Source organism: Streptomyces sp. NPDC092369, from assembly GCF_044755245.1.
Taxonomy (GTDB): Bacteria; Actinomycetota; Actinomycetes; order Streptomycetales; family Streptomycetaceae; genus Streptomyces.
Genome location: NZ_JBIVQP010000003.1, coordinates 1314718 through 1334568, shown reverse-complemented (window position 1 = coordinate 1334568; position 19851 = coordinate 1314718). Strand labels below are relative to the sequence as shown.

The window sequence follows — 19851 nt, the reverse complement described above, 5'->3', positions numbered from 1 at the left end:
TGGCGAATTGAACGTCCTGGGGAGGGACTTCGTGTTGCAACCGGTAGCTGTCATCGGCGCCGGGCCGTTCGGCCTGTCGACCGCCGCCCATCTGCGAGCCCGCGGCATTCCGGTCCGCGTCTTCGGCGACCCCATGGTCAGTTGGCGTGACCACATGCCCGTCGGCATGCTGCTCAAGTCGACCCCGGTCGCCTCCAACCTTGATGCCCCGCAGCCGGGGCACACCCTCGTCGACTACTGCGACGCGGCGGGCATACCCCGCCTGGTCACCGACGAGGACATCATCCCGGTCGAGACCTTCATCGCCTACGGCGAGTGGTTCCGGCAGAAGCTGGTGCCCGAGCTGGAGCAGGTGCGGGTGGTCTCCGTCGACCGGCGTGACGGCGGCGGCTTCGACCTGAAGCTGGACTCGGGCGAGTCGTTCACCGCCCGCGCCGTCGTCGTGGCCACCGGCCTGTCCGGCCTCGCGCAACTGCCCCCGGAGCTCGCGGCCGCCGCGCCGGACGGACCGACCCCCGTGGGCCCGGTCTCGCACAGCTCCCAGCAGCACGACCTCACGCGCTACGCCGGCAAGGAGCTGATCGTCGTCGGCGCGGGCCAGTCCGCGCTGGAGACGGCGGCGCTGGCGGCGGAGGCGGGCGCGCGGGTGCGGGTGGTCTCCCGCGGCCGCGGCCGGGTCGCCTTCGGGGCACCGCCCTGGCAGCAGCCGAAACTGCGCCCCGAGTCGCCGTTCGGCCGCGCCTGGTCGCTGTGGGCGCTCAGCTACTACCCGCAGCCCTACCGCTACCTCCCGGCCCGGACCCGCCACTATCTCGTCCGCCGCGTCCTCGGCCCGCTCGGCGCCTGGTGGCTGCGCGACCGCTTCGAGGGCAAGATCCAGGTCAGCGAGGTCGACCGCATAGTCGGCGCCGACGCGAGCGACGGCACCCCCACCCTCACGGTCCGCACGCACGCCGGCGGCAGCGAGCGGCTCACCGCAGACCACGTCATCGCGGCCACCGGATACCGCGTCGACATCGCGGCGATGGACTTCCTCGGCCACGAACTGCGCACCCACCTCGCGGTGAGCCGTGGCGCGCCGAAGCTGGGCGCGGGATACGTCTCGTCGATCCCGGGCCTGTACTTCACGGGCCTGCCGGCCGCGTCCTCGTACGGCCCGGTGATGCGGTTCGTGTGCGGGACGGAGTTCGCGTCACCGCGGCTGGCCGGTCATCTGGCGGCGGCGCACGGGTAGTCGAGTCGCGGCGCACGCTCGGAGGGGGTGACTCCGTTTAAGGCTGGGCTGAAAGGTGTGGCGTGCCCGGAAGGGCGCCGACAGCCTTGAAGGACCGGGACCTACGAACGTCCCGGTCCGACAGGGGGTTCACACACCATGCTCGACAGACCACGACGTCCGCTGCTCGGTGGGCTCGGTGCCCTGGCCCTCGCCCTGGCCGCCGTGTTCACGACCGGTCCGGCCCAGGCGGCTTCGCCGGACCACGACCTGAGCCAGCTGCGCCAGGGCGACCGGATCATGACCATGCCGGCCGCGCCACCGTCGCTCGCCTCCACCGCGGCGGAGGAGCCTCCGACGGCCTGGCCGAAGCCCGACAAGATCGTGCACGTCCCGGCCGCCGCCTCCCTCAACTGCACCAGCGGCAACCTCTGCGTGTCGGTCTTCGACCACACGACGGGGGACTACGTGGTCTTCTTCCTCTACTACTGCGACACCTACGCGCTCTCCAACTTCGTGGGCACCGGCTCGTACCACAACGCCCAGACGGGAGGCGCGGTCGCGCGCTTCTACGGCAAGACAGGCAACCTCATCACGTCCGTCCGGGCGGGGGGCTCCGGCAACGACTACAAGTGGAGCCCCGTCTGGTCCATCAAGAACTGCTGACGCCGGCCTGGCGGGACGGGGTGTCCCGGTACCGGAGGTCTACGCATCCCCCCGGTACCGGCCCAGGGTTCTCAGTCCCGGCAGCGCCCTGTCCCGGAAGTCGAACAGCGCCAGGTTCTCCCACGCGTTACCGGACGTCGGATCGGTCGGGTCCCAGCCGTCGCCTTTCCGGTACGTCCACACCCCCTCCCAATAGCAGTAGCCCAGCCCCTTGCCGCCAGGCACGCCCGCCATCAGGTCGGCCACCGTACGGATCCAGTCCGCCTGTCCCGCCGGCGTCGCCGGATACCCCTCCGTCAGCTGCGACGGGTCGTACAGGATGTCGTTCGTCGCGTCCTCGCTCTCCAGCGTGAACGGGTACGCCGTCTCCGCGATCAGCACCGGCTTGTCGTAACGGGCCGCCAGATCGGCCAAGTTGGCCGCCGCTGCCGCCGGGGTGCCGTGCCAGAACGGGTAGTACGACTGGGCGATGATGTCGAAGTCCACCCCGTCTGCGACCACGTTGTCGTACCACCAACGCGACGTGCCGTTGTCGCCGCCCGAGGCGATGTGGAGCATCGTGCGGATGCGGGGCGTGGTGTCGCGGGCCGCGCTGAGACCGGCCTTGAGGAACGTCGTCAGGTTGCCCCAACCCCCGCCGTCGTCACCCCAGTTCTTGCCGGTCGGCCAGAGCAGGCCGCCGTTGATCTCGTTGCCGATCTGGACCAGGTCCGCCGGGGTGCCCTGGCGGCGCAGCGCGCCCAGTACGTCGGCGGTGTGGTCGTAGACGGCCCGGGTCAGGCCGGCCACATCCAGGTCCGCCCAGGCGGCCGGCTTGGACTGGTGTGCCGGGTCCGCCCAGGTGTCGGAGTAGTGGAAGTCGACCCAGATGCCGATGCCCGCCCGGCGCAACCGCCTGGCCAGCGGCAGGATCCGCTTCTTGGTGTTGTAGCCGTCGGCCGGGTTCACCCAGACCTTGAGGCGGGCGTGCGTGATGCCGGCGTCCGCCAGGATGCAGACCGGATCGTCCCGGCGGCCGTCCGCACGGCGGTACACGGCACCGAGCGCCTCGTCCTTGGGGAGGGAGGAGATGTCCATGCCCCGGATCTCCAACCGGCGCCGCTCACCGGCGAACGCGGGTGCCGCGCCGAACACCGGCACGGCGAGCGCGGCGGCGCCGGCCGCCGTAAGAACACTGCGTCTGCGCATCACAAAGCTTCCCTTCACCAAGTAACCGAAGAAACAGAAGGAACAGAAGGAACAGGCGAGTTGAGCCGAGCTTCAGCGCGGGTCCCGGAACACCTCCACCCCACCCGCCGGCACCGCCGCCCGGCTCCCGTCCGGCAGCACCACCTTCACCTCGCCCCCGGTGTGGTTCACGTAGAACCGGAACGTGCCCGACTCGCCCTCCCGTACGACGAGTTCGACATCGCGGGGCAGGCCGCTGGGGGCGATTCCCGCGTCCGCGAGGGCGAGGTCCACCACGGCCGCCAGGTCCGCGCCGGTCAACCGCGTGGCCAGGTACCACGCGGCCCCCGACCCCACCGCACGCCGGGTCAGCGCCGCCCCGCCCACCCTGCGCCCCTCGGCGAAGACCGCGACCACCTCGCACCCGTCGCCCGGCACCACCACCTCGGACCACAGATCGGCCGCGTACGACTCGGACTCGCCGCCGGATCCGTCGCCGCCCCCGACCCGCCGCACCTGCACCGTCTCGCCCGGCAGCAACGGGTCGAACTCCTCGATCGTCAGGCCGAGTACGTCCCGCAGCGCCCCCGGATACGCCCCCGGATGCAGCGCGTCGTTCTCGTCGACGATCCCCGAGAAGAACGACACCAGCAGCGTCCCGCCCCGCGCCACATACCGCTCCAGATCGGCCCCCACCCCGACCGGCGCCGCGTACAACTGCGGTACCACCAGCAGCGGATACCGCGCCGGGTCCAGGTCCCCCAACCCCGTCGGCGGCAGGAAGTCCACCGTCAAGTGCCGGTCGTAGAGCGCCTCGTAGAAGGAATCCAACCGCTCCCGCGCATCCAGGTCCTGGCTCGGCCGCCACTCCAGGCCCTGCGCCCACCAGGAGTCCCATGACCACACCATCGCCACGTCACCCCGGGTCCGCGTACCCCGCAGGCCGGCCAGGCCCAAGTCCGCGACACGGCGGCCTAGTTCGGTCACCTCCCGCCAGCCCCGGTTGTCCGTCCCCGAGTGCGCCAGCATCGCGGTGTGGAACTTCTCCGCGCCCGACCGCGACTGCCGCCACTGGAAGAACATCGCGCCCTCGGAACCCCGGGCCACGTGCCCCAGTGAGTTGCGGGCCATCTCGCCGGGGCGCTTCGCCGGGTTGTACGGCTGCCAGTTGACCCCGGACGTGGCGTGTTCCAGGAGCAGCCACGGACCACCGCCCGCCACCGAGCGCGTCAAGTCCGCGGCCAGCGCCAGGTTCACGTGCGTGCGGCGGCCGTCGGTCATCAGGTAGTGGTCGTTGGTGACGAGGTCGACCTCCTTCGCCCAGGCCCAGTAGTCGACGGTCTGGCCCTGGCTCGGGGCGACCATGAAGTTGGTGGTGACGGGGACGCCGGGGGAGAGCCGGTGCAGGATGTCCCGCTCGGCGACGAAGTTGGCGCGGGCCTGGGCGTCGGCGAAGCGCCGGTAGTCCAGTTGCTGGGTCGGATTGCAGACGGACGGGGTCGCCCGGGGCGGGGTGATCTCCTCCCACTCGCCGTACTGCTGGCCCCAGAAGGCCGTTCCCCAGGCCTCGTTGAGGGCGTCGAGCGTGCCGTGCCGATCCCGCAGCCAGACCCGGAAGGCGGCCGCGCAGGTGTCGCAGTAACAGGCGAGCACGGGTGCGCCGTACTCGTTGTGGACGTGCCACAGGACCACCGCCGGGTGGCTGCCGTAGCGCTCGGCCAGCGCCCGCGTGATCGTGGCCGCCGCCGTCCGGTACTCCGGGTTGGAGTGGCAGATCGCGCCCCGCGAGCCGAAGGACAGGCGGACGCCCTCGCGGGTCACGGGAAGGGCGTCGGGGTGCGCCCGGTAGAACCACGCCGGCGGTACGACCGTGGGCGTGCCGAGGTTCACCGAGATGCCCGCCTCGTGCAGCAGGCCGATGACCGTGTCGAGCCACTCCCAGTCGTACGCGCCGGGGCGGGGCTCGATGCGGGCCCAGGAGAAGACGCCGAGGGAGACCGTCGTGACCCCGGCCTCGCGCATCAGCCGTACGTCCTGCTCCCACACCTCCGGTGGCCACTGCTCGGGGTTGTAGTCACCCCCGAAGGCGAGCGGCGGGCGGTCGTGCGGGGCGGGGGACGGCATGGAGTTCGCTCCTATTTCTGTGATCGTGCACATAGCCGACCGAGGGTGTCATCCGTCGACAACAGGTAGATAACCCCAGGCTTCATCCATTGACAAGGGTCCGAAACACTTCTCTACTGTGCACGATCACAGAGCCGTTCGGGCAGAGCCGTTCAGTCAGGGGAGATGAAGATGTCGATCCACCGCCATCAACTCAGCAGGCGCAGCATCCTTGCCGGGGCAGCAGCTGTCGGCCTCACCGGCACCCTCGCCGCCTGTGGCGGTTCCGACGACGACTCCGGCGAGAGCGGCGGGCCGGTCAAGCTGACCTACTGGGCCTGGGCGCCGAACATGGACAAGGTCGCCGCGATCTGGAACAAGAAGAACCCGGACATCACGGTCACCGTGTCCAAGCAGGCGGCCGGCAAGGACATCGTCTCCAAGCTGATCACCGCGAAGAAGGCGGGCAACGCCCCCGACCTGATCCAGGTCGAGTACCAGTCGCTGCCGACGCTGGTCTCCAACGACGTCCTCGCGGACATCTCGAAGTACGCGAAGTCCGCCAAGTCCCAGTTCGCCGAGGGCCTTTGGGGCATGGTCACGCTCGGCACGGACGCCGTGTACGCGATACCGCAGGACTCCGGGCCGCTGATGTTCTTCTACCGCGAGGACCTGTTCAAGCAGCACAACCTGACCGTCCCCACCACCTGGGACGACTTCGCCAAGACCGCCCGCGCCGCCAAGAAGGCAGTTCCGAACGCCTACCTGACGACGTTCTCCTCCAACGACCCCGGTCTGTTCGCGGGGTTGGCGCAGCAGGCCGGCGCCAAGTGGTGGACCGTGGGCGACGGCGGCAAGTGGACCGTCGGCATCGACGACGCGGCGACCAAGAAGGTCGCCGACTTCTGGGGCGGCCTGGTCCAGGAAGGCGCGATCGACAACCAGCCGATGTACACGCCGGCTTGGAACAACGCGCTGAACAAGGGCACCCACCTCGCCTGGGTCTCCGCCGTGTGGGCGCCCGGCGTGCTGGTCAGCTCGGCCCCCGACACCAAGGGCAAGTGGCGGATGGCGCCGCTGCCGCAGTGGAGCGCGGGCGAGGACGTCACCGGCAGTTGGGGCGGTTCCTCCACCGGCATCTCCACGGACTCCAAGCACGCCGAGGCCGCGACCAAGTTCGCGAACTGGCTGAACACCGACCCGGAGGCGCTGGCCGCCCTGGTCAAGGAGGCCGGCATCTACCCGGCGGCCACCAAGGGCCAGTCCGGCTCGGTGCTCACCCCGCCGGCGTTCTTCCCGAACCAGACGGACTTCTACGACACGGCCGCCAAGATCGCCGCGACCACGGCCGCCTCCGCCTGGGGCCCGAACGTCCAGGTCGCCTACGACACCTTCAGCGACGCCTTCGGCAAGGCCACCAAGGCGAAGAAGTCCGCCCAGTTCGACACCGCGCTCGCCACCATGCAGTCGGCGACCTTCACCGACATGAAGAAGCAGGGCTTCAAGGTGACCGAGGCATGACCAGCACTCCGCTCAAGGGCTCCGACCGGCTGACGGCCGGGCCCTTGGCGGACGGCACCGCCCCCTCCGTCCGCCCCCGCCGCCTCCGTCGCCGTGGCCGCAGCGCGCCGTACTGGTTCCTTCTGCCGGCCGTGCTCCTGTTCGCCGCCTTCACCGTCGTACCGATCGGGTACGCGGTGTGGCTCAGTCTCCACAAGGTCCAGGTCAAGGGCATCGGCCTCGGCAAGGGCGCCCGCGAGCAGGTGTGGAACGGCATCGGCAACTACACCGACGTCCTCGAGGACTCCGAGTTCGGCCACAGCGTCCTGCGCGCCTTCGGCTACGGCCTGATCGTCATCCCCACGATGCTCGGTCTGGCGCTGGTCTTCGCGCTGATGCTGGACACCCCGCAGGCGCGCAGCGCCAAGTTCGCGCGCCTCGCGATCTTCCTGCCGTACGCCGTCCCGGGCATCATCGCCGCCCTGATGTGGGGCTTCCTCTACCTCCCGACGGTCAGCCCCTTCTACTACCTCCTCCGTGAGTTCGACCTGCCGCAGCCCGACCTGTTCGACGGCGGCAACCTGTACCTGTCCTTCGCGAACATCGCGGTGTGGGGCGGCACCGGCTTCAACATGATCGTGATCTACACCGCCCTGCGCTCGATCCCGCAGGAGATCTACGAGGCCGCCCGCATCGACGGCGCCTCCGACCTGAAGATCGCCCTGCGGATCAAGATCCCGATCGTGCTGCCCTCGCTCGTGCTCACGTTCTTCTTCTCGGTCATCGCCACGCTCCAGGTCTTCACCGAGCCGATGGCGCTCAAGCCGCTGACCAACGGCCTCTCCAGTTCCTGGAGTCCGCTGATGGCCATCTACGATGCCGCCTTCCTCAGGTCGGACATCTACGGCGCGTCCGCCACCGCCGTGGTGCTGGCCCTGGCGACCTTCGCGCTCTCCTTCACGCTGCTGCGCGTCTCCGACCGCTACACCCGGGAGGACCGGGCATGACCCCCCTCACCCTCACCGCCGACCAGGGCCTCAGCAGGCCGAAGCGCACCGCCTGGGTGCCCACCGTGGTGCTGATCATCGGCTCGCTGTACTGCCTGATCCCCGTGGCCTGGGTGGTCATCGCGGCGAGCAAGGGCCAGGGCGAACTGTTCTCCACCTTCACCTTCGCCCCCGGCACCGGCTTCCTCGACAACTTCAAGGAGCTGAGCTCCTACCGGGACGGCATCTACTGGGAGTGGATGGCCAACTCCCTTCTCTACGCGGGCGGCGGCGCCCTGCTCTCCGCCGCGGTCTCGGCCGCCGGCGGCTACGCACTGGGCCGCTTCGCCTTCAGGGGACGGGAGTTCGTCTTCAAGCTGATGCTGGCCGGCGTCCTGGTCCCGAGCATCGTGCTCACGGTCCCGCAGTATCTGCTCCTCTCGAAGCTGGGCCTGGCCGACTCGTACTGGTCGATGCTCCTGCCGTCGATCCTCTCCCCGTACGGCGTCTACCTCGTCCGCATCTACGCGGCCGCCTCCGTGCCCGCCGAACTCCTCGAAGCCGCCCGCATGGACGGCGCGAGCGAGTGGCGGATCTTCTCGCGGATCGCGGTGCCGATGATGATGCCGGGTCTCATCACGGTGTTCCTGTTCCAGTTCGTCGGCATCTGGAACAACTTCCTGCTGCCGTACGTGATGCTCGCGGACGACACCAAGTTCCCGATCACGCTGGGCCTCTACACCCTGCTCAACCAGGGCGCCTCCCAACCCGCGCTCTACACGCTGGTCATCATGGGCTGCTTCCTCGCGATCCTGCCGCTGATCGGACTCTTCCTGGTGATCCAGCGCTTCTGGTCCCTGGACCTGCTCAGCGGATCCGTCAAGGCCTGAGCCGAACCGCCCGCCACCGCACCGGACTTCCCCCCACCGCACCGACCCGGCAGAACGAGGACCATGGCCACCAGTCCGAACGGCCGCCGCAAACCGCCCACCATCCATGACGTGGCCCGGGAGGCAGGGGTCTCCCGGGGGACCGTCTCGCGGTTCCTGAACGGGGGCCACTACGTCTCGCCCGCCGCGCGCACCGCCGTGGAGTCGGCGATCAGGAAGACGGGTTATGTCGTCAACCGGCATGCCCGCAGCCTGAGTACGGGACGGTCGGACTCGGTGGCGTTCCTCCTCACCGAGCCGCAGGAGAAGTTCTTCGAGGACCCCAACTTCAACGTGCTGCTGCGCGGGTGCACCGAGCACCTGGCCCGGCACGACATCCCGCTGCTGCTGATGCTGGCCTCCTCCGAGGACGACCGGCGCCGCCTCACCCGGTACATCACCTCGGGTCACGTCGACGGCGTGCTCCTCGTCTCCAACCACAGCGGCGACCCGGTCGCGGCCGAACTCCGGGACGCCGGAATCCCGTTGGTGGCCTGCGGCAAGCCCGTCGGCCTCGGCTCCAAGGTCAGCTACGTGGCGGCGGCCGACCGCGAGGGCGCCCAGGAGATGGTGCGCCATCTCATCGCCCGCGGCCGACGTCGTATCGGCATGGTCACCGGACCGCTCGACACGGCGGGCGGCCCCGACCGGCTGGCCGGTTACCGCGACGTCCTCACCGAGGCGGGCCTGCCCTTCGACCCCGCGCTCGTGGTCGAGGGCGACTACCGCCGCACCGGCGGAGAGCAGGCGGCCCGCCGGCTCCTGGACCGGGCCCCGGACATCGACGCGGTGTTCGTGGCCTCCGATCTCATGGCCCTGGGAGTCGTCAACACTCTTCAGCAGTACGGCCGTTCGGTCCCCGATGACGTCGCTGTCGGCGGCTTCGACGACTCGGCCGCGGCCACCGCGGGCACCCCGGCCCTCACCACCATGCGCCAGCCCTACGACCGCATCAGCGCCGAGATGGTCCGCATGCTGCTCGCGCAGATCGCCGGTGAGGACACGGCGGGGGTGCTGCTGCCGACCGAGCTGGTGATCAGGGAGTCGGCGTGACCGGACCACCGGCCACCGCTCCACGCACATGTAGTCAGCAACCGTCCGGTTCGCGTCGAGTTAGCCGGGCTTTCCATCCGTATTCTCTGATCATGGCCGCACCCCTCGCATATTCACTCATCGCCACGGACCTGGACGGCAGCCTGCTCCGGGGCGACGACACCCTCTCCGACCGGTCCCTCGCCGCGCTCGCGCGGGCGGTCGGCGCCGGGGCCCGCCATCTCGTCGTGACGGGACGGCCGGCCCCGAGAGTGCGTCCGCTCCTCGACGAGCTGGGCAGCAAGGGGCTCGCGGTGTGCGGGCAGGGCGCGCAGGTGTACGACGCCGGCGCGGACCGGCTGCTCTGGTCGGTCACGCTGGACCGGGAGTTGGCCGAGACCGCGCTCGGCAAGATCGAGGCGGAGGTCGGGCAGGTGTACGCGGCCGTGGACCAGGACGGCGTGGACGGACTCACGCTCATCGAGCCCGGCTACCTCATGCCGCACCCCACGCTGCCCGCGGTCCGGGTCGGCCGCCGCGACGACCTGTGGCACGAACCGATCAGCAAGGTGCTGCTGCGCCATCCCGACCTGTCCGACGACGAGTTGGCCACCACGGCCCGCACAGTGGTCGGTTCACTGGCCACCGTCACCATGTCGGGACCCGGCACCGTCGAACTCCAGCCATGCGGCGTCACCAAGGCGACCGGCCTCGCCCTGGCCGCCCGCCACCTGGGCCTGGGCCCGCACGAGACGATCGCCTTCGGCGACATGCCCAACGACATCCCCATGTTCGACTGGGCCGCCCACGGAGTGGCCATGGCCAACGCCCACCCCGAACTCAAGGCGGTGGCGGACGAGGTGACGACATCGAACGAGGACGACGGCATCGCCGTCGTCCTCGAAAGACTCTTCTGAGAGTGACCCTTACCGGGTGGCTCAGTAGGCTCCATAGACGTTGTCGATCGAGCCGTACACCGCCGCCGCGTACTTGCAGGCGGCCGTGATGTTCGCGACCGGGTCGTACGGGTCGAACGACGTGCCGGCCACGTGGTACGCGGCGAACGTCGGGTCGATCACCTGGAGCAGGCCCTTGGACGGGGTGCCGGCCGCGGCGTTGGAGTCCCAGTTGTTGATGGCGTACGGGTTGCCGGACGACTCACGGATCACGTTGCGGTAGATGCCGTCGTAGGTGCCAGGGATCCCGTTCTGCGCCATGACCTGGAGCGAGGCGCGGATCCAGCCGTCGAGGGTGTTGGAGTACCCCAGCGACGCGGCGGTCACCGTCGACGAGGGAGCCGCGGACGCGGTGGTCGCGCCGATGACGGGGAGGGCGAGCACCGCGGCCCCCGTGCCGAGCACGGCGAGCTTGCGGGCGAGGCGGGAGTTGCGGCTACGGCGGTGCTGAGCGGATGCAGGCATGACGAGGTTCCTCTCCGTCGCCTGCGAGGTGAGCTGTCGGGTTCGGGCTGGGAGGTGCCCGGCCACGCCCTCGCGGACGTGACTTAACCCCGAGCCGTCCCGGTCGCGATGACCGGTCCGGCGACTTACCTGGGTCCCCCGCTCCTGCCGTGCGGTGAGTTCGTGACTGGGATGCCGGGCGGCGGCAGGATTCGGCGTTCCACCCGACAGGGCGGGAACGTATGCGAGAGCACATGTCCGGAACAAGTACCGGATTCACACATAGACCCTCTTGACCTTGGTCTGAGGCCTATGAGGCGCTTGATCCTTTGCGCCTGCCAAGGGTCAACTGGCAAGCGGCGAAAGGCGGAACGCCGACATGTCGGGACACAGGGCACGCACAGAAGCGCGTGACCCAAGTCACGGCGGGATGAAGAGCGGCAAAACGGGCATTCATCCTCAACTGGCAGTTCTCGGAATCCTCTTCTCCCAGGTCCGGTGAAAGATCACCTCGCCGCCCTCGGTGCAGATCACCTCATTCGAGGCAATAAAGTCCTTTTCGTCGCAAGTAATCTCCGACCGGGTGCGCACGGTGGTGTCCCAGGCCAGCTCCGGCCGGTGCAGCCGGATCGACCAGTCCGACCGGGCGCGCGCCGACAGTGGGTCCCTCTCGTCGATCGTGTACGTCTCCAGCGCGTCCTCGGTGAACTCCAGGCCGTCCGGATACACGCGTGTGCCGCCGTGCCGCGGGTCCACCTCCAGCCGCCACTCACCCTTCGCCACATCCCGCACGACCACCCGCTCCGGCCGCGGCTCGTCCAGCGTGGGCGGGTAGTTGACCCCGATCGGCTCGGCCTCCTCGGGCTCCCCGAAGCGAATGTCGTACGTCAACTCCTGCTCTCGCACAGGGAGTTCGAGCGCGCTGCCCTCCGGGTCCATCGTGAAGCCGGCCGCCGACTCCGGCTGGGGCCAGATCCACGGCCAGTACGCCGAGGACACCGCGAGCCGGATGCGATGCCCGGCCGGAACGGCGTACCCGATGCCGTTCAGCTCGAAGGTCACGTCCTCCACCGCGCCCGGCGTCCAGGGCACCGCCCGCTCCCGCCCGAACCGCGCCGACAGGTTCAGCACACCCCGGGTGACCAGCGTCGACGAACCGTCCGGCGCCACATCGCACAGCCGGGCGATCACCTGCCCCCGCGCCACCTCCGAGGTCAGCCGCAGCCGCACCCTCGGCCGCCCCAGCACCCAGGTCTCCGCCGGCACCTCGAACTCGAAGCACGCGGAGCGCGCGTCCTCGTCCCGCTGGTCCGGCGGCAGATCGGCGTCGTTCCCGAAGGGGAAGAACCGGCCCGCGTCCACGCCCGTGTGCATGGGGGACCGGACGATCGCGGGGGCGCCCCGCAGTCCGTACGTCGTCGTCTTGACGTGCGGCGAGGGCCAGGCCGGCTCGCCGACCCAACGGCCCGGCAGGGTGTCGTGGACCGTCGCCGGCGGGTGCGAGTCGCTGACGTAGGAGCGCAGGAGGGGGTCGGCCATGACGCCGGTGTCCTTGCCCTTGAGCCAGTGGTCCCACCAGCGCAGGGTCTCCTGGAGGAAGCCGATCGCCGGGCCCGGCGGCAGGCCGCGGTCCGGGTACTGGTGGGACCACGGGCCGATCAGCCCCCGCACCCGGTCCGCCGGGAGGTGCTCGACGAGCCGCAGCACGGCGTCGCGGTACGGGTCGTGCCAGCCGCCCACCGCCAGGACGGCGGCGCCGATCGCGTCGTAGTCCTCGCAGACGCTGCCGTGCCGCCAGTACTCGTCCCGGGTCTGGTGGGCGAGCCAGGTGTGGATGAAGGGGTCGACGGCCTCCAGCCGCTTCAGCCACATGTCCCGCCATTCCTCGCCCACATGGAGCGGGTCCGGCGGGCGGGAGACGAAGGCGAGCATGGTCGCCGCCCACGCGTGCATGTCGACGGCGAGGACGGAACCACCCATGTAGTGCACGTCGTTGTCATAGCGGTCGTCCGTGGAGCAGACCGTGACGACCGCCTTCAGCGGCTCGGGCGCGAGGGCCGCGAGCTGGAGGGAGTTGAAGCCGCCCCAGGAGATGCCGAACATGCCCACCTTGCCGTCGCACCAGGGCTGTGCGGCAAGCCAGTTGACCACCTCGACCCCGTCGGCCAGCTCGGTCGCCGAGTACTCGTCACCCGGCATCCCCTCGCTGTTGCCGTGCCCGCGCACGTCGACGCGGACGGAGGCGTAGCCGTGCCCGGCGTACCAGGGGTGCCGCTGGGCGTCGCGGGGCGCGGTCCAGTCGGTGAGGCGGTAGGGCAGGTACTCCAGGAGCGCCGGTACGGGTTCGTCGGTGAGCGGTCGCCAGACGCGGGCGTACAACCGCGTTCCGTCGGGCAGCCGGACACGGAGGTCCTCGTGAGTCGTCTCGTACGGGAAGGACGTTCGGATGCGCATGAGCGTGACCCCAGTGCGGTTGGTAGGAGCCGGGCGGTCCTCGGGTTCGACGTCTGCCTCGTTCGGGACACGCTCCACTACTTCCATGTAAGTCGATATATGTCCGTTGTTATCAAGTGATCAAAAACATACCCGTCGTGATCGGATATCGCCCGGGCTGCACGGGCGAGTGGCATAGGTGCCTACCCAGGCAGCACGCGTGGGCGGCATGGGTGATCGAAACTTGACCGGATACGCTGACTTGAGTGATGGCAGCGACCTATCGACAAACCGTGTAACCAGCCGTGGACACCAGCAGACAGGAGATCCCTCGTGACCGTCGTCGGGCCGTTCGGGCTGAGCGTGCGGGACCAGGCTCTGGAAGCCGATGTCCAGGCGGGGATGGCCGCTGTCGAGGAGGGACTGCTCGAAGCCACCAAGAGTGAGGTCCCGTTCATCACGGAGGCCGCGCAGCACCTCGTGCGGGCCGGCGGCAAGCGGTTCCGCCCGCTGCTGGTCATGCTCGCCGCGCAGTTCGGGGACCGGTACGCGCCGGGGATCGTGCCGTCCGCGGTGGTGGTGGAGCTGACCCACCTCGCCACGCTGTACCACGACGACGTCATGGACGAGGCGACCGTGCGGCGCGGGGTCGACAGCGCCAACACCCGCTGGGGCAACTCGGTGGCCGTCCTCACGGGTGACTTCCTGTTCGCCCGCGCCTCGCACATACTGGCCGACCTCGGCCCCGAGGCGGTCCGGGTGCAGGCCGAGGCGTTCGAACGCCTGGTGACCGGCCAGATCCTGGAGACCGCGGGACCGCAGGACGGACGGGACCCGATCGACCACTACCTGGACGTGCTCGCCGGCAAGACGGGCTCCCTGGTCGCGGTCTCGTGCCGGTTCGGCGCGCTGATGTCGGGCGCCGACGAGACGGTCGTGGACGTGCTCACGCAGTACGGCGAGCGGCTCGGTGTCGCCTTCCAACTCGCGGACGACGTCCTGGACATCGCGTCCGACTCGCACGAGTCGGGCAAGACGCCGGGCACCGACCTGCGCGAGGGCATCCCGACCATGCCCGTACTGCGGCTGCGCGAGCGGGCGGCGCGCCTCGGCCTGGCCGAGGACATCGCCCTGTGCGAGCTGCTGGACTCCGACCTGACCGACGACGCCCGGCACGCCGAGGCGCTGGCGGGACTGCGGGAGCACCCCGCGCTGGAGCAGGCTCGCCGGGACACGGTCCGCTACGCCGAGGACGCGCGGGCCGCGCTGGCTCCGCTGCGGGAGTGCGACGCGAAGGCGGCGCTGGTGGAGCTGTGCGACGCGGTGGTGCACCGGGCGGGCTAGGTGATACACATCACATCTCTGGATTAAGTCCAATCTGAGATCAGCCCCGTTTCACTCCCAGAAGCCGACGCAGGGGGCGTCGGCATGAATACGGGGAGAAAACAGAATCATGGGCATGAACGCGACGTTCTCCAAGCGCCGTAAGAGCCTCATCGTCACCGCGGTCGCGGTGGCAGCCGCCGGGGGAATCTCCGCCGCGGTGATTCCCGCCTTCGCCGCCGGAGGGACCCACGCCGACCACGCGGGCCACTCCGTCGCCATGGGCGGCATGAACGACCCGTCCGGCGCGAGCCAGGACATCGTCACGCAGAGCGGCGGCGTCTCCGGCGGCACCGGGGGAACCCTGCTGGCCACCAGCCTGCGCGGTGCCAACGAGGTGCCCGTGGCCGGCGGTCCCGCCGTCGGCGACAAGGACGGCGCCGCCGTCGAGTTCATCAAGGTCAAGGGCGACAAGGTCTCCGTCGCCGTCACCTGGCGCGGCACCGGCAGGCCGACCATGCTCCACATCCACCAGGGCGCCAAGGGCACCAACGGCGGCGTCAAGGTCGACTTCACCAAGCTGCTCGACAAGATCAGGGGCCACAGCGTCACCGGCACCGTCAAGGTCAAGGACAAGGCCCTGCTCAACGCCCTCAAGTCCGACCCGAACTCCTTCTACGCCAACCTGCACACCGCCCAGTTCCCCGGCGGCGCCGTCCGCGGCCAGCTCCACAAGGTCACGGTCGCCGGCTTCGACTTCCGTGACGCCCTGCACAACTTCCAGGCCTCCGTGGTCAAGGGCAAGCAGATCTACGAGTGCAAGCCGGCCGCCGGCGGCGGGTACGCCTTCGCCCAGCGGGACGTCAGCGCGCTGCTCGGCGGCAACATCAAGCACACCTTCGTCAAGCCCAACTCCGGTACGCCGCAGTGGATCGCGCCCGACCGCAGCGCGGTCACCGGAGCCGTCATCAGCAAGACCGCGAACGGCGACACCAACATTCCCGAACTCGACCTCAAGGCCACCCAGTCCGGCAAGCACCGCGGCCTGCTCGCCCACACCACCGAGATCCTGCGCCTGAACACCGTCGGCGGCGTCGCCCCGACCGGATCCTGCACGCCCGGCACCATCGTGGGCGTGCCCTACCAGGCGGACTACGTGTTCCTCCAGCGCTGACACACAGTTGACGCGAGAGCGTCCGGGCGGCGCCTCCCCGACACGACCCCTACGGGTCGGGGGAGGCGTCGCCTCCTCATGTCATCCCGCAGGTGTACATGGAGTTGAGTCCGGGGTCTGACGCTTACCTCCCGTCGATTTGGTCAGATGGAAACCACGGAAAACACCACTCCTCACCGATTCGGGTGAGAATGGCGGCACGGGGTGGAAAGCGAGTGCAGCTGGACAGCCGCCGCCGACGACGGAGGTAAGGCACACATGGCACCGTACGAATCCGACGACAGCACGTCCGCCGCGGAGGCAGACGACCTGCGCGCCGGCCGCCGCAAGGCCGCGCGCTACGTCGTCCCGGTCGCGGTGTTGGGGGTGGCGGCGGCGACCATCGGGCTCGTGCCCGCGCTCGCCGACTCCGGCGACCCCGACCTGCCGAAGATCACCGCGCAGCAGCTCATCGAGAAGATCGCCAAGTCGGACGTACAGCAGATGTCCGGCACGGTGAAGATCACCACGGATCTGGGGCTGCCGAACCTCGGCGGTCTGGAGAGCAGTCTGACGCAGGGCGCCACCGGCTCGGGCGACGGCTCGTCCGCCGACCCGTCGGCCAAGCTCACCGAACTCGCCACCGGCACGCACACCCTGCGCGTCGCCACCGACGGTCCGGACCGGCAGAAGGTGTCGCTCCTGGAGAGCGCGGCCGAGTACAGCCTGATCCACGACGGCAAGGACGTCTGGGGCTACGACAGCGGGACCAACGAGGTCTACCACGCCACCGCCGACGACAGCGCGAGCGCCAAGGAGAAGCAGGAGGAGACGCCCGCGACTCCCCAGCAGCTCGCCAAGGACGCCCTCGCCGCGGTCGACGACACGACCTCGGTGACCGTCCAGGGCACCGCCCAGGTGGCCGGCCGGGACGCCTACCGCCTGGTCATCAAGCCCAAGGACGACGGCTCCACGGTCGGTCAGATCACCGTGGCCGTCGACGCCAAGACCGGCCTGCCGCTGAAGTTCACGCTCACTCCGGCGAGCGGGGGCGCGGCCGTCGTCGACGCCGGCTTCACCAAGATCAGCTACTCCAGGCCCGCCGCGTCCACCTTCGACTTCACGCCGCCCAAGGGCGCGAAGGTCACGGAGGACGGGAAGGTCGACGGGGCCGGCGGCAAGGCGAGCGGCGGCACGAAGACCGACGGCAAGATCCCTGAGAACCCCGGCGGCGACTTCGGCAAGGGCGCCGACGGCCTGAACGTCATCGGTGACGGCTGGGACTCCATCGCCACCTTCGACACCGGCGGCCAGGGCGTCCCGTCCGGCTCCGAGGCCGGCGCCTTCGGCGGCTTCCTGGACTCGCTCGGCGACAAGGCGTCCGGCAAGTTCGGCTCGGGCACGGTCTTCAAGACCCGTCTGATCAACGCCCTGATCACCGACGACGGCAAGGTCTACGTCGGCGCGGTCACCAAGGACGCGCTGGTGAAGGCGGCCAACGCCGCGCAGTAACACCGCAGGAACCAGCAGCACGACGAATGAGGGAGCCGATGGGCGAAGCGTCCGCCACGGAGCCGGAGCAGGAGGACCCGGGTGACAGCGTCATCGCCACCCGCGGCCTCACCAAGCGCTACCGCGGCGGACAGCTCGCCGTGGACGGTCTCGACCTGACCGTCCCGGCGGGCAGCGTCTTCGGCTTCCTCGGTCCCAACGGCTCCGGCAAGACCACCACCATCCGCATGCTGATGGGCCTCATCGAGCCCACCTCCGGGACGGCGCGCGTCCTCGGGCGGCCCATGCCGCGCGCCACCCGCGCCGTCCTCCCGCACGTCGGCGCCCTGATCGAGGGCCCCGCCCTGTACGGCTTCCTCTCCGGCCGCGACAACCTCCTGCGCTACGACGCCGCCGACCCGACCGCCGACCCGCGCACCCGGCGCGCCCGCGTCGCCACGGCGTTGCACCGGGTGGGTCTGACGGCCGCGTCCGGCAAGAAGGCGAAGGCGTACTCGCTCGGCATGAAGCAGCGCCTGGGCCTGGCGGCGGCACTGCTCCAACCCCGCCAACTCCTCGTCCTCGACGAGCCCACCAACGGCCTCGACCCGCAGGGCATGCGCGAAATCCGCTCCCTGGTCCGGGAGTTGGCCTCCGACGGCACGACCGTCTTCCTCTCCTCCCACCTCCTCGACGAGATCGAGCAGGTCTGCACCCACGCGGCCGTCATGGCCCAGGGCCGCCTGATCACCCAGGGCCCGGTGGCCGACCTGGCGGCGGGCGCGAGGGGCCGCCTGGTCGTGACGACACCGGACACGGGGGACGCGGCGCGGGTACTGAAGGAGCAGGGCGCGACAGACATCGTCATCACGGAGGACCGCGTCACCGCCGAGCCCCCGGACCGCGAACTGTCCGACATCAACGCCGCGTTGGTGAAGGCGGGGGTGAGAGTCCGAGGCTTCGGAGTGGAACGAGCCTCACTGGAGGACGCCTTCGTGGCCCTGACGGGGGAGGGCTTCGATGTCGCAGGTTGATCATGTTCGTCAGGTCGAAGTCCCACGCGCTCCCCGGCTGTTGTGGACCTTCGGCCTTTTCCGCAACGAACTGCTCACCACCTTCCGCCGCTGGCGCACCCTGGCCCTCCTGGGCGTACTCGCGGCCGTACCGATCCTCGTAGGCATCGCGGTGAAGATCGAGACGAGCGACGGCGGCGGCACGGGCCCAGGCGGCGAAGGGGGAGGCCCCGCGTTCATCTCACAGATCACCAACAACGGCCTCTTCCTCGTCTTCACCGCACTCGCCGCGACCCTCCCGTTCTTCCTTCCGATGGCGATCGGCGTGATCGCCGGCGACGCCATCGCGGGCGAGGCCAACGCCGGCACCCTGCGCTACCTCCTGGTCGCCCCCGCGGGCCGCACCCGACTGCTGGTCACCAAGTACGCGACGGTACTGACCTTCTGCCTGGTCGCCACCCTCGTCGTCGCCGTCTCGGCCCTGGCGGTCGGCGCGATCCTCTTCCCACTGGGCGACCTGACCACGATCTCCGGCACGCAGATCAGCTTCGCCGACGGGCTGGGCCGGGCGTTGCTGATCGCCCTGGTGGTCGCCGCGTCCCTGATCGGCATGGCGGCCCTGGGTCTGTTCGTGTCGACCCTGACCAACAGCGGCATCGCGGCGATGGCGACCACCGTGGGTCTGCTGATCACCATCCAGATCCTCGACCAGATCCCCCAACTGCACACGATCCAGCCGTACTTCTTCTCCCACTACTGGCTGTCCTTCGCCGACCTCATGCGCGACCCGATCTACTGGGACGACCTGACGAAGAACCTGGGCCTGCAGGCCCTGTACGCGGTGGTGTTCGGCTCGGCGGCCTGGGCGCGCTTCACGACGAAGGACGTCACGGCGTAGCCGTGAGCCGCGCGAGCACCGCCGTCTCCTTCGGAGGCGCCCCGCCGAAGTCACCCAGACGCCAGGCCGGCACCCAGGGCACCCGGTACACGTCGATGATCGACTCCAGCAGCCGCACATCCCGGTCGAGCGGCTTGGGCAGCCGCCCCGGCGCGTCCGCGACCAGCACGACACCGTCGAGGTACAGCTCCGGCGGCGCCTGTCCGCGCCGGAACATCTCCAGCGTGGCGAGCAGCGACGCCAGCCCCGACGCATGCGTGCGGCCGACCAGCAGCACCGACCGGGGGGCGTCGGGCCCGGGCCAGTCGCGCCCGCAGTCGTGACCGCCGTACACCGTCGAGAGGGTGGAGACACCGGCGCCGCCGTGCGTGCCGACCCAGGAGTAGCGCCGGGTGCCGGCAAAGCTGTGCCCCTCCGGTACGGCGACCGGTCCGCGGATCCAGATCTCCGGTCCCTGCTGCACATCGGTCCGCATGCCCGCGCTCCTCCTTCGCCACGCCTACCGGTACGCACGGCTCCGGGACAGTTCCGGGAACGGACGGTT

17 protein-coding genes and 1 riboswitch are annotated in these 19851 nt (G+C 70.0%); of the genes, 12 read left to right on the top strand and 5 right to left on the bottom strand.

Annotated features, from left to right (window positions below):
• The first annotated feature begins 31 nt into the window (after positions 1 to 31).
• Both ACIQI8_RS23035 and ACIQI8_RS23030 read left to right on the top strand, forming a co-directional pair.
• Entirely contained in the window at positions 32 to 1234 is a 1203-nt protein-coding gene (locus ACIQI8_RS23035; RefSeq protein WP_402353511.1) for an FAD-dependent oxidoreductase, read from the top strand.
• Positions 1235 to 1372: 138 nt separating this feature from the next.
• The gene (locus ACIQI8_RS23030; protein ID WP_402353508.1) at positions 1373 to 1879 is read left to right on the top strand and encodes a hypothetical protein; all 507 of its coding nucleotides are present in this window, start codon (positions 1373 to 1375) and stop codon (positions 1877 to 1879) included.
• A 39-nt stretch (positions 1880 to 1918) separates the two neighbouring features.
• Here ACIQI8_RS23030 and ACIQI8_RS23025 read toward each other — a convergent pair whose 3' ends face one another.
• Complete coding sequence (locus ACIQI8_RS23025) at positions 1919 to 3067, bottom strand: arabinogalactan endo-beta-1,4-galactanase (protein WP_402353505.1); 1149 nt, start codon at positions 3065 to 3067, stop codon at positions 1919 to 1921.
• A 72-nt stretch (positions 3068 to 3139) separates the two neighbouring features.
• The gene (locus tag ACIQI8_RS23020; protein ID WP_402353503.1) at positions 3140 to 5170 is read right to left on the bottom strand and encodes a beta-galactosidase; all 2031 of its coding nucleotides are present in this window, start codon (positions 5168 to 5170) and stop codon (positions 3140 to 3142) included.
• Between the two features lie 165 nt (positions 5171 to 5335).
• Here ACIQI8_RS23020 and ACIQI8_RS23015 point away from each other — a divergent pair, with 165 nt between their 5' ends.
• The 5 genes from ACIQI8_RS23015 to ACIQI8_RS22995 all read left to right on the top strand — a co-directional run bounded on the left by ACIQI8_RS23015 (position 5336) and on the right by ACIQI8_RS22995 (position 10513).
• Positions 5336 to 6670: an ABC transporter substrate-binding protein gene (locus ACIQI8_RS23015; RefSeq protein WP_402353500.1), complete on the top strand. Its 1335-nt coding sequence runs from the start codon at positions 5336 to 5338 to the stop codon at positions 6668 to 6670.
• Positions 6667 to 7656: a carbohydrate ABC transporter permease gene (locus tag ACIQI8_RS23010; protein WP_402353497.1), complete on the top strand. Its 990-nt coding sequence runs from the start codon at positions 6667 to 6669 to the stop codon at positions 7654 to 7656. The genes ACIQI8_RS23015 and ACIQI8_RS23010 overlap by 4 nt, the downstream gene beginning before the upstream one ends.
• A complete protein-coding gene (locus ACIQI8_RS23005; RefSeq protein WP_402353494.1) occupies positions 7653 to 8525 on the top strand; it encodes a carbohydrate ABC transporter permease in 873 nt (290 codons plus the stop codon). Before ACIQI8_RS23010 ends, ACIQI8_RS23005 begins: the two co-directional genes overlap by 4 nt.
• Positions 8526 to 8588: 63 nt before the next feature.
• Entirely contained in the window at positions 8589 to 9617 is a 1029-nt protein-coding gene (locus tag ACIQI8_RS23000; RefSeq protein WP_402353492.1) for a LacI family DNA-binding transcriptional regulator, read from the top strand.
• 92 nt (positions 9618 to 9709) lie between these two features.
• Complete coding sequence (locus tag ACIQI8_RS22995) at positions 9710 to 10513, top strand: HAD family hydrolase (RefSeq protein WP_402353489.1); 804 nt, start codon at positions 9710 to 9712, stop codon at positions 10511 to 10513.
• 21 nt (positions 10514 to 10534) lie between these two features.
• Here ACIQI8_RS22995 and ACIQI8_RS22990 read toward each other — a convergent pair whose 3' ends face one another.
• Together ACIQI8_RS22990 and ACIQI8_RS22985 are read right to left on the bottom strand one after the other, a co-directional pair.
• The gene (locus tag ACIQI8_RS22990) at positions 10535 to 11017 is read right to left on the bottom strand and encodes a transglycosylase SLT domain-containing protein (RefSeq protein WP_402353486.1); all 483 of its coding nucleotides are present in this window, start codon (positions 11015 to 11017) and stop codon (positions 10535 to 10537) included.
• A gap of 5 nt (positions 11018 to 11022) precedes the next feature.
• A riboswitch (cyclic di-AMP (ydaO/yuaA leader) is annotated at positions 11023 to 11224 on the bottom strand.
• 231 nt (positions 11225 to 11455) lie between these two features.
• Complete coding sequence (locus tag ACIQI8_RS22985) at positions 11456 to 13450, bottom strand: CocE/NonD family hydrolase (RefSeq protein ID WP_402353483.1); 1995 nt, start codon at positions 13448 to 13450, stop codon at positions 11456 to 11458.
• A 312-nt stretch (positions 13451 to 13762) separates the two neighbouring features.
• Between ACIQI8_RS22985 and ACIQI8_RS22980 the strand changes: the two genes are divergently transcribed.
• The 5 genes from ACIQI8_RS22980 to ACIQI8_RS22960 all read left to right on the top strand — a co-directional run bounded on the left by ACIQI8_RS22980 (position 13763) and on the right by ACIQI8_RS22960 (position 19307).
• Complete coding sequence (locus tag ACIQI8_RS22980) at positions 13763 to 14773, top strand: polyprenyl synthetase family protein (RefSeq protein WP_402353481.1); 1011 nt, start codon at positions 13763 to 13765, stop codon at positions 14771 to 14773.
• 115 nt (positions 14774 to 14888) lie between these two features.
• Positions 14889 to 15926, top strand: coding sequence for a CHRD domain-containing protein (locus ACIQI8_RS22975; RefSeq protein WP_402353478.1), 1038 nt, complete (start codon positions 14889 to 14891; stop codon positions 15924 to 15926).
• Between the two features lie 258 nt (positions 15927 to 16184).
• The gene (locus ACIQI8_RS22970; protein ID WP_402353477.1) at positions 16185 to 17417 is read left to right on the top strand and encodes an outer membrane lipoprotein carrier protein LolA; all 1233 of its coding nucleotides are present in this window, start codon (positions 16185 to 16187) and stop codon (positions 17415 to 17417) included.
• A 38-nt stretch (positions 17418 to 17455) separates the two neighbouring features.
• On the top strand, positions 17456 to 18430 hold the full coding sequence (locus tag ACIQI8_RS22965; RefSeq protein WP_402353474.1) for an ABC transporter ATP-binding protein: 975 nt from the start codon (positions 17456 to 17458) through the stop codon (positions 18428 to 18430).
• A complete protein-coding gene (locus ACIQI8_RS22960) occupies positions 18417 to 19307 on the top strand; it encodes an ABC transporter permease (protein ID WP_402353471.1) in 891 nt (296 codons plus the stop codon). The genes ACIQI8_RS22965 and ACIQI8_RS22960 overlap by 14 nt, the downstream gene beginning before the upstream one ends.
• Here the strand turns inward: ACIQI8_RS22960 and ACIQI8_RS22955 are convergent.
• On the bottom strand, positions 19297 to 19782 hold the full coding sequence (locus ACIQI8_RS22955; protein WP_402353468.1) for a hypothetical protein: 486 nt from the start codon (positions 19780 to 19782) through the stop codon (positions 19297 to 19299). The two genes, ACIQI8_RS22960 and ACIQI8_RS22955, sit on opposite strands and share 11 nt — an antisense overlap.
• Positions 19783 to 19851 lie beyond the last annotated feature (69 nt).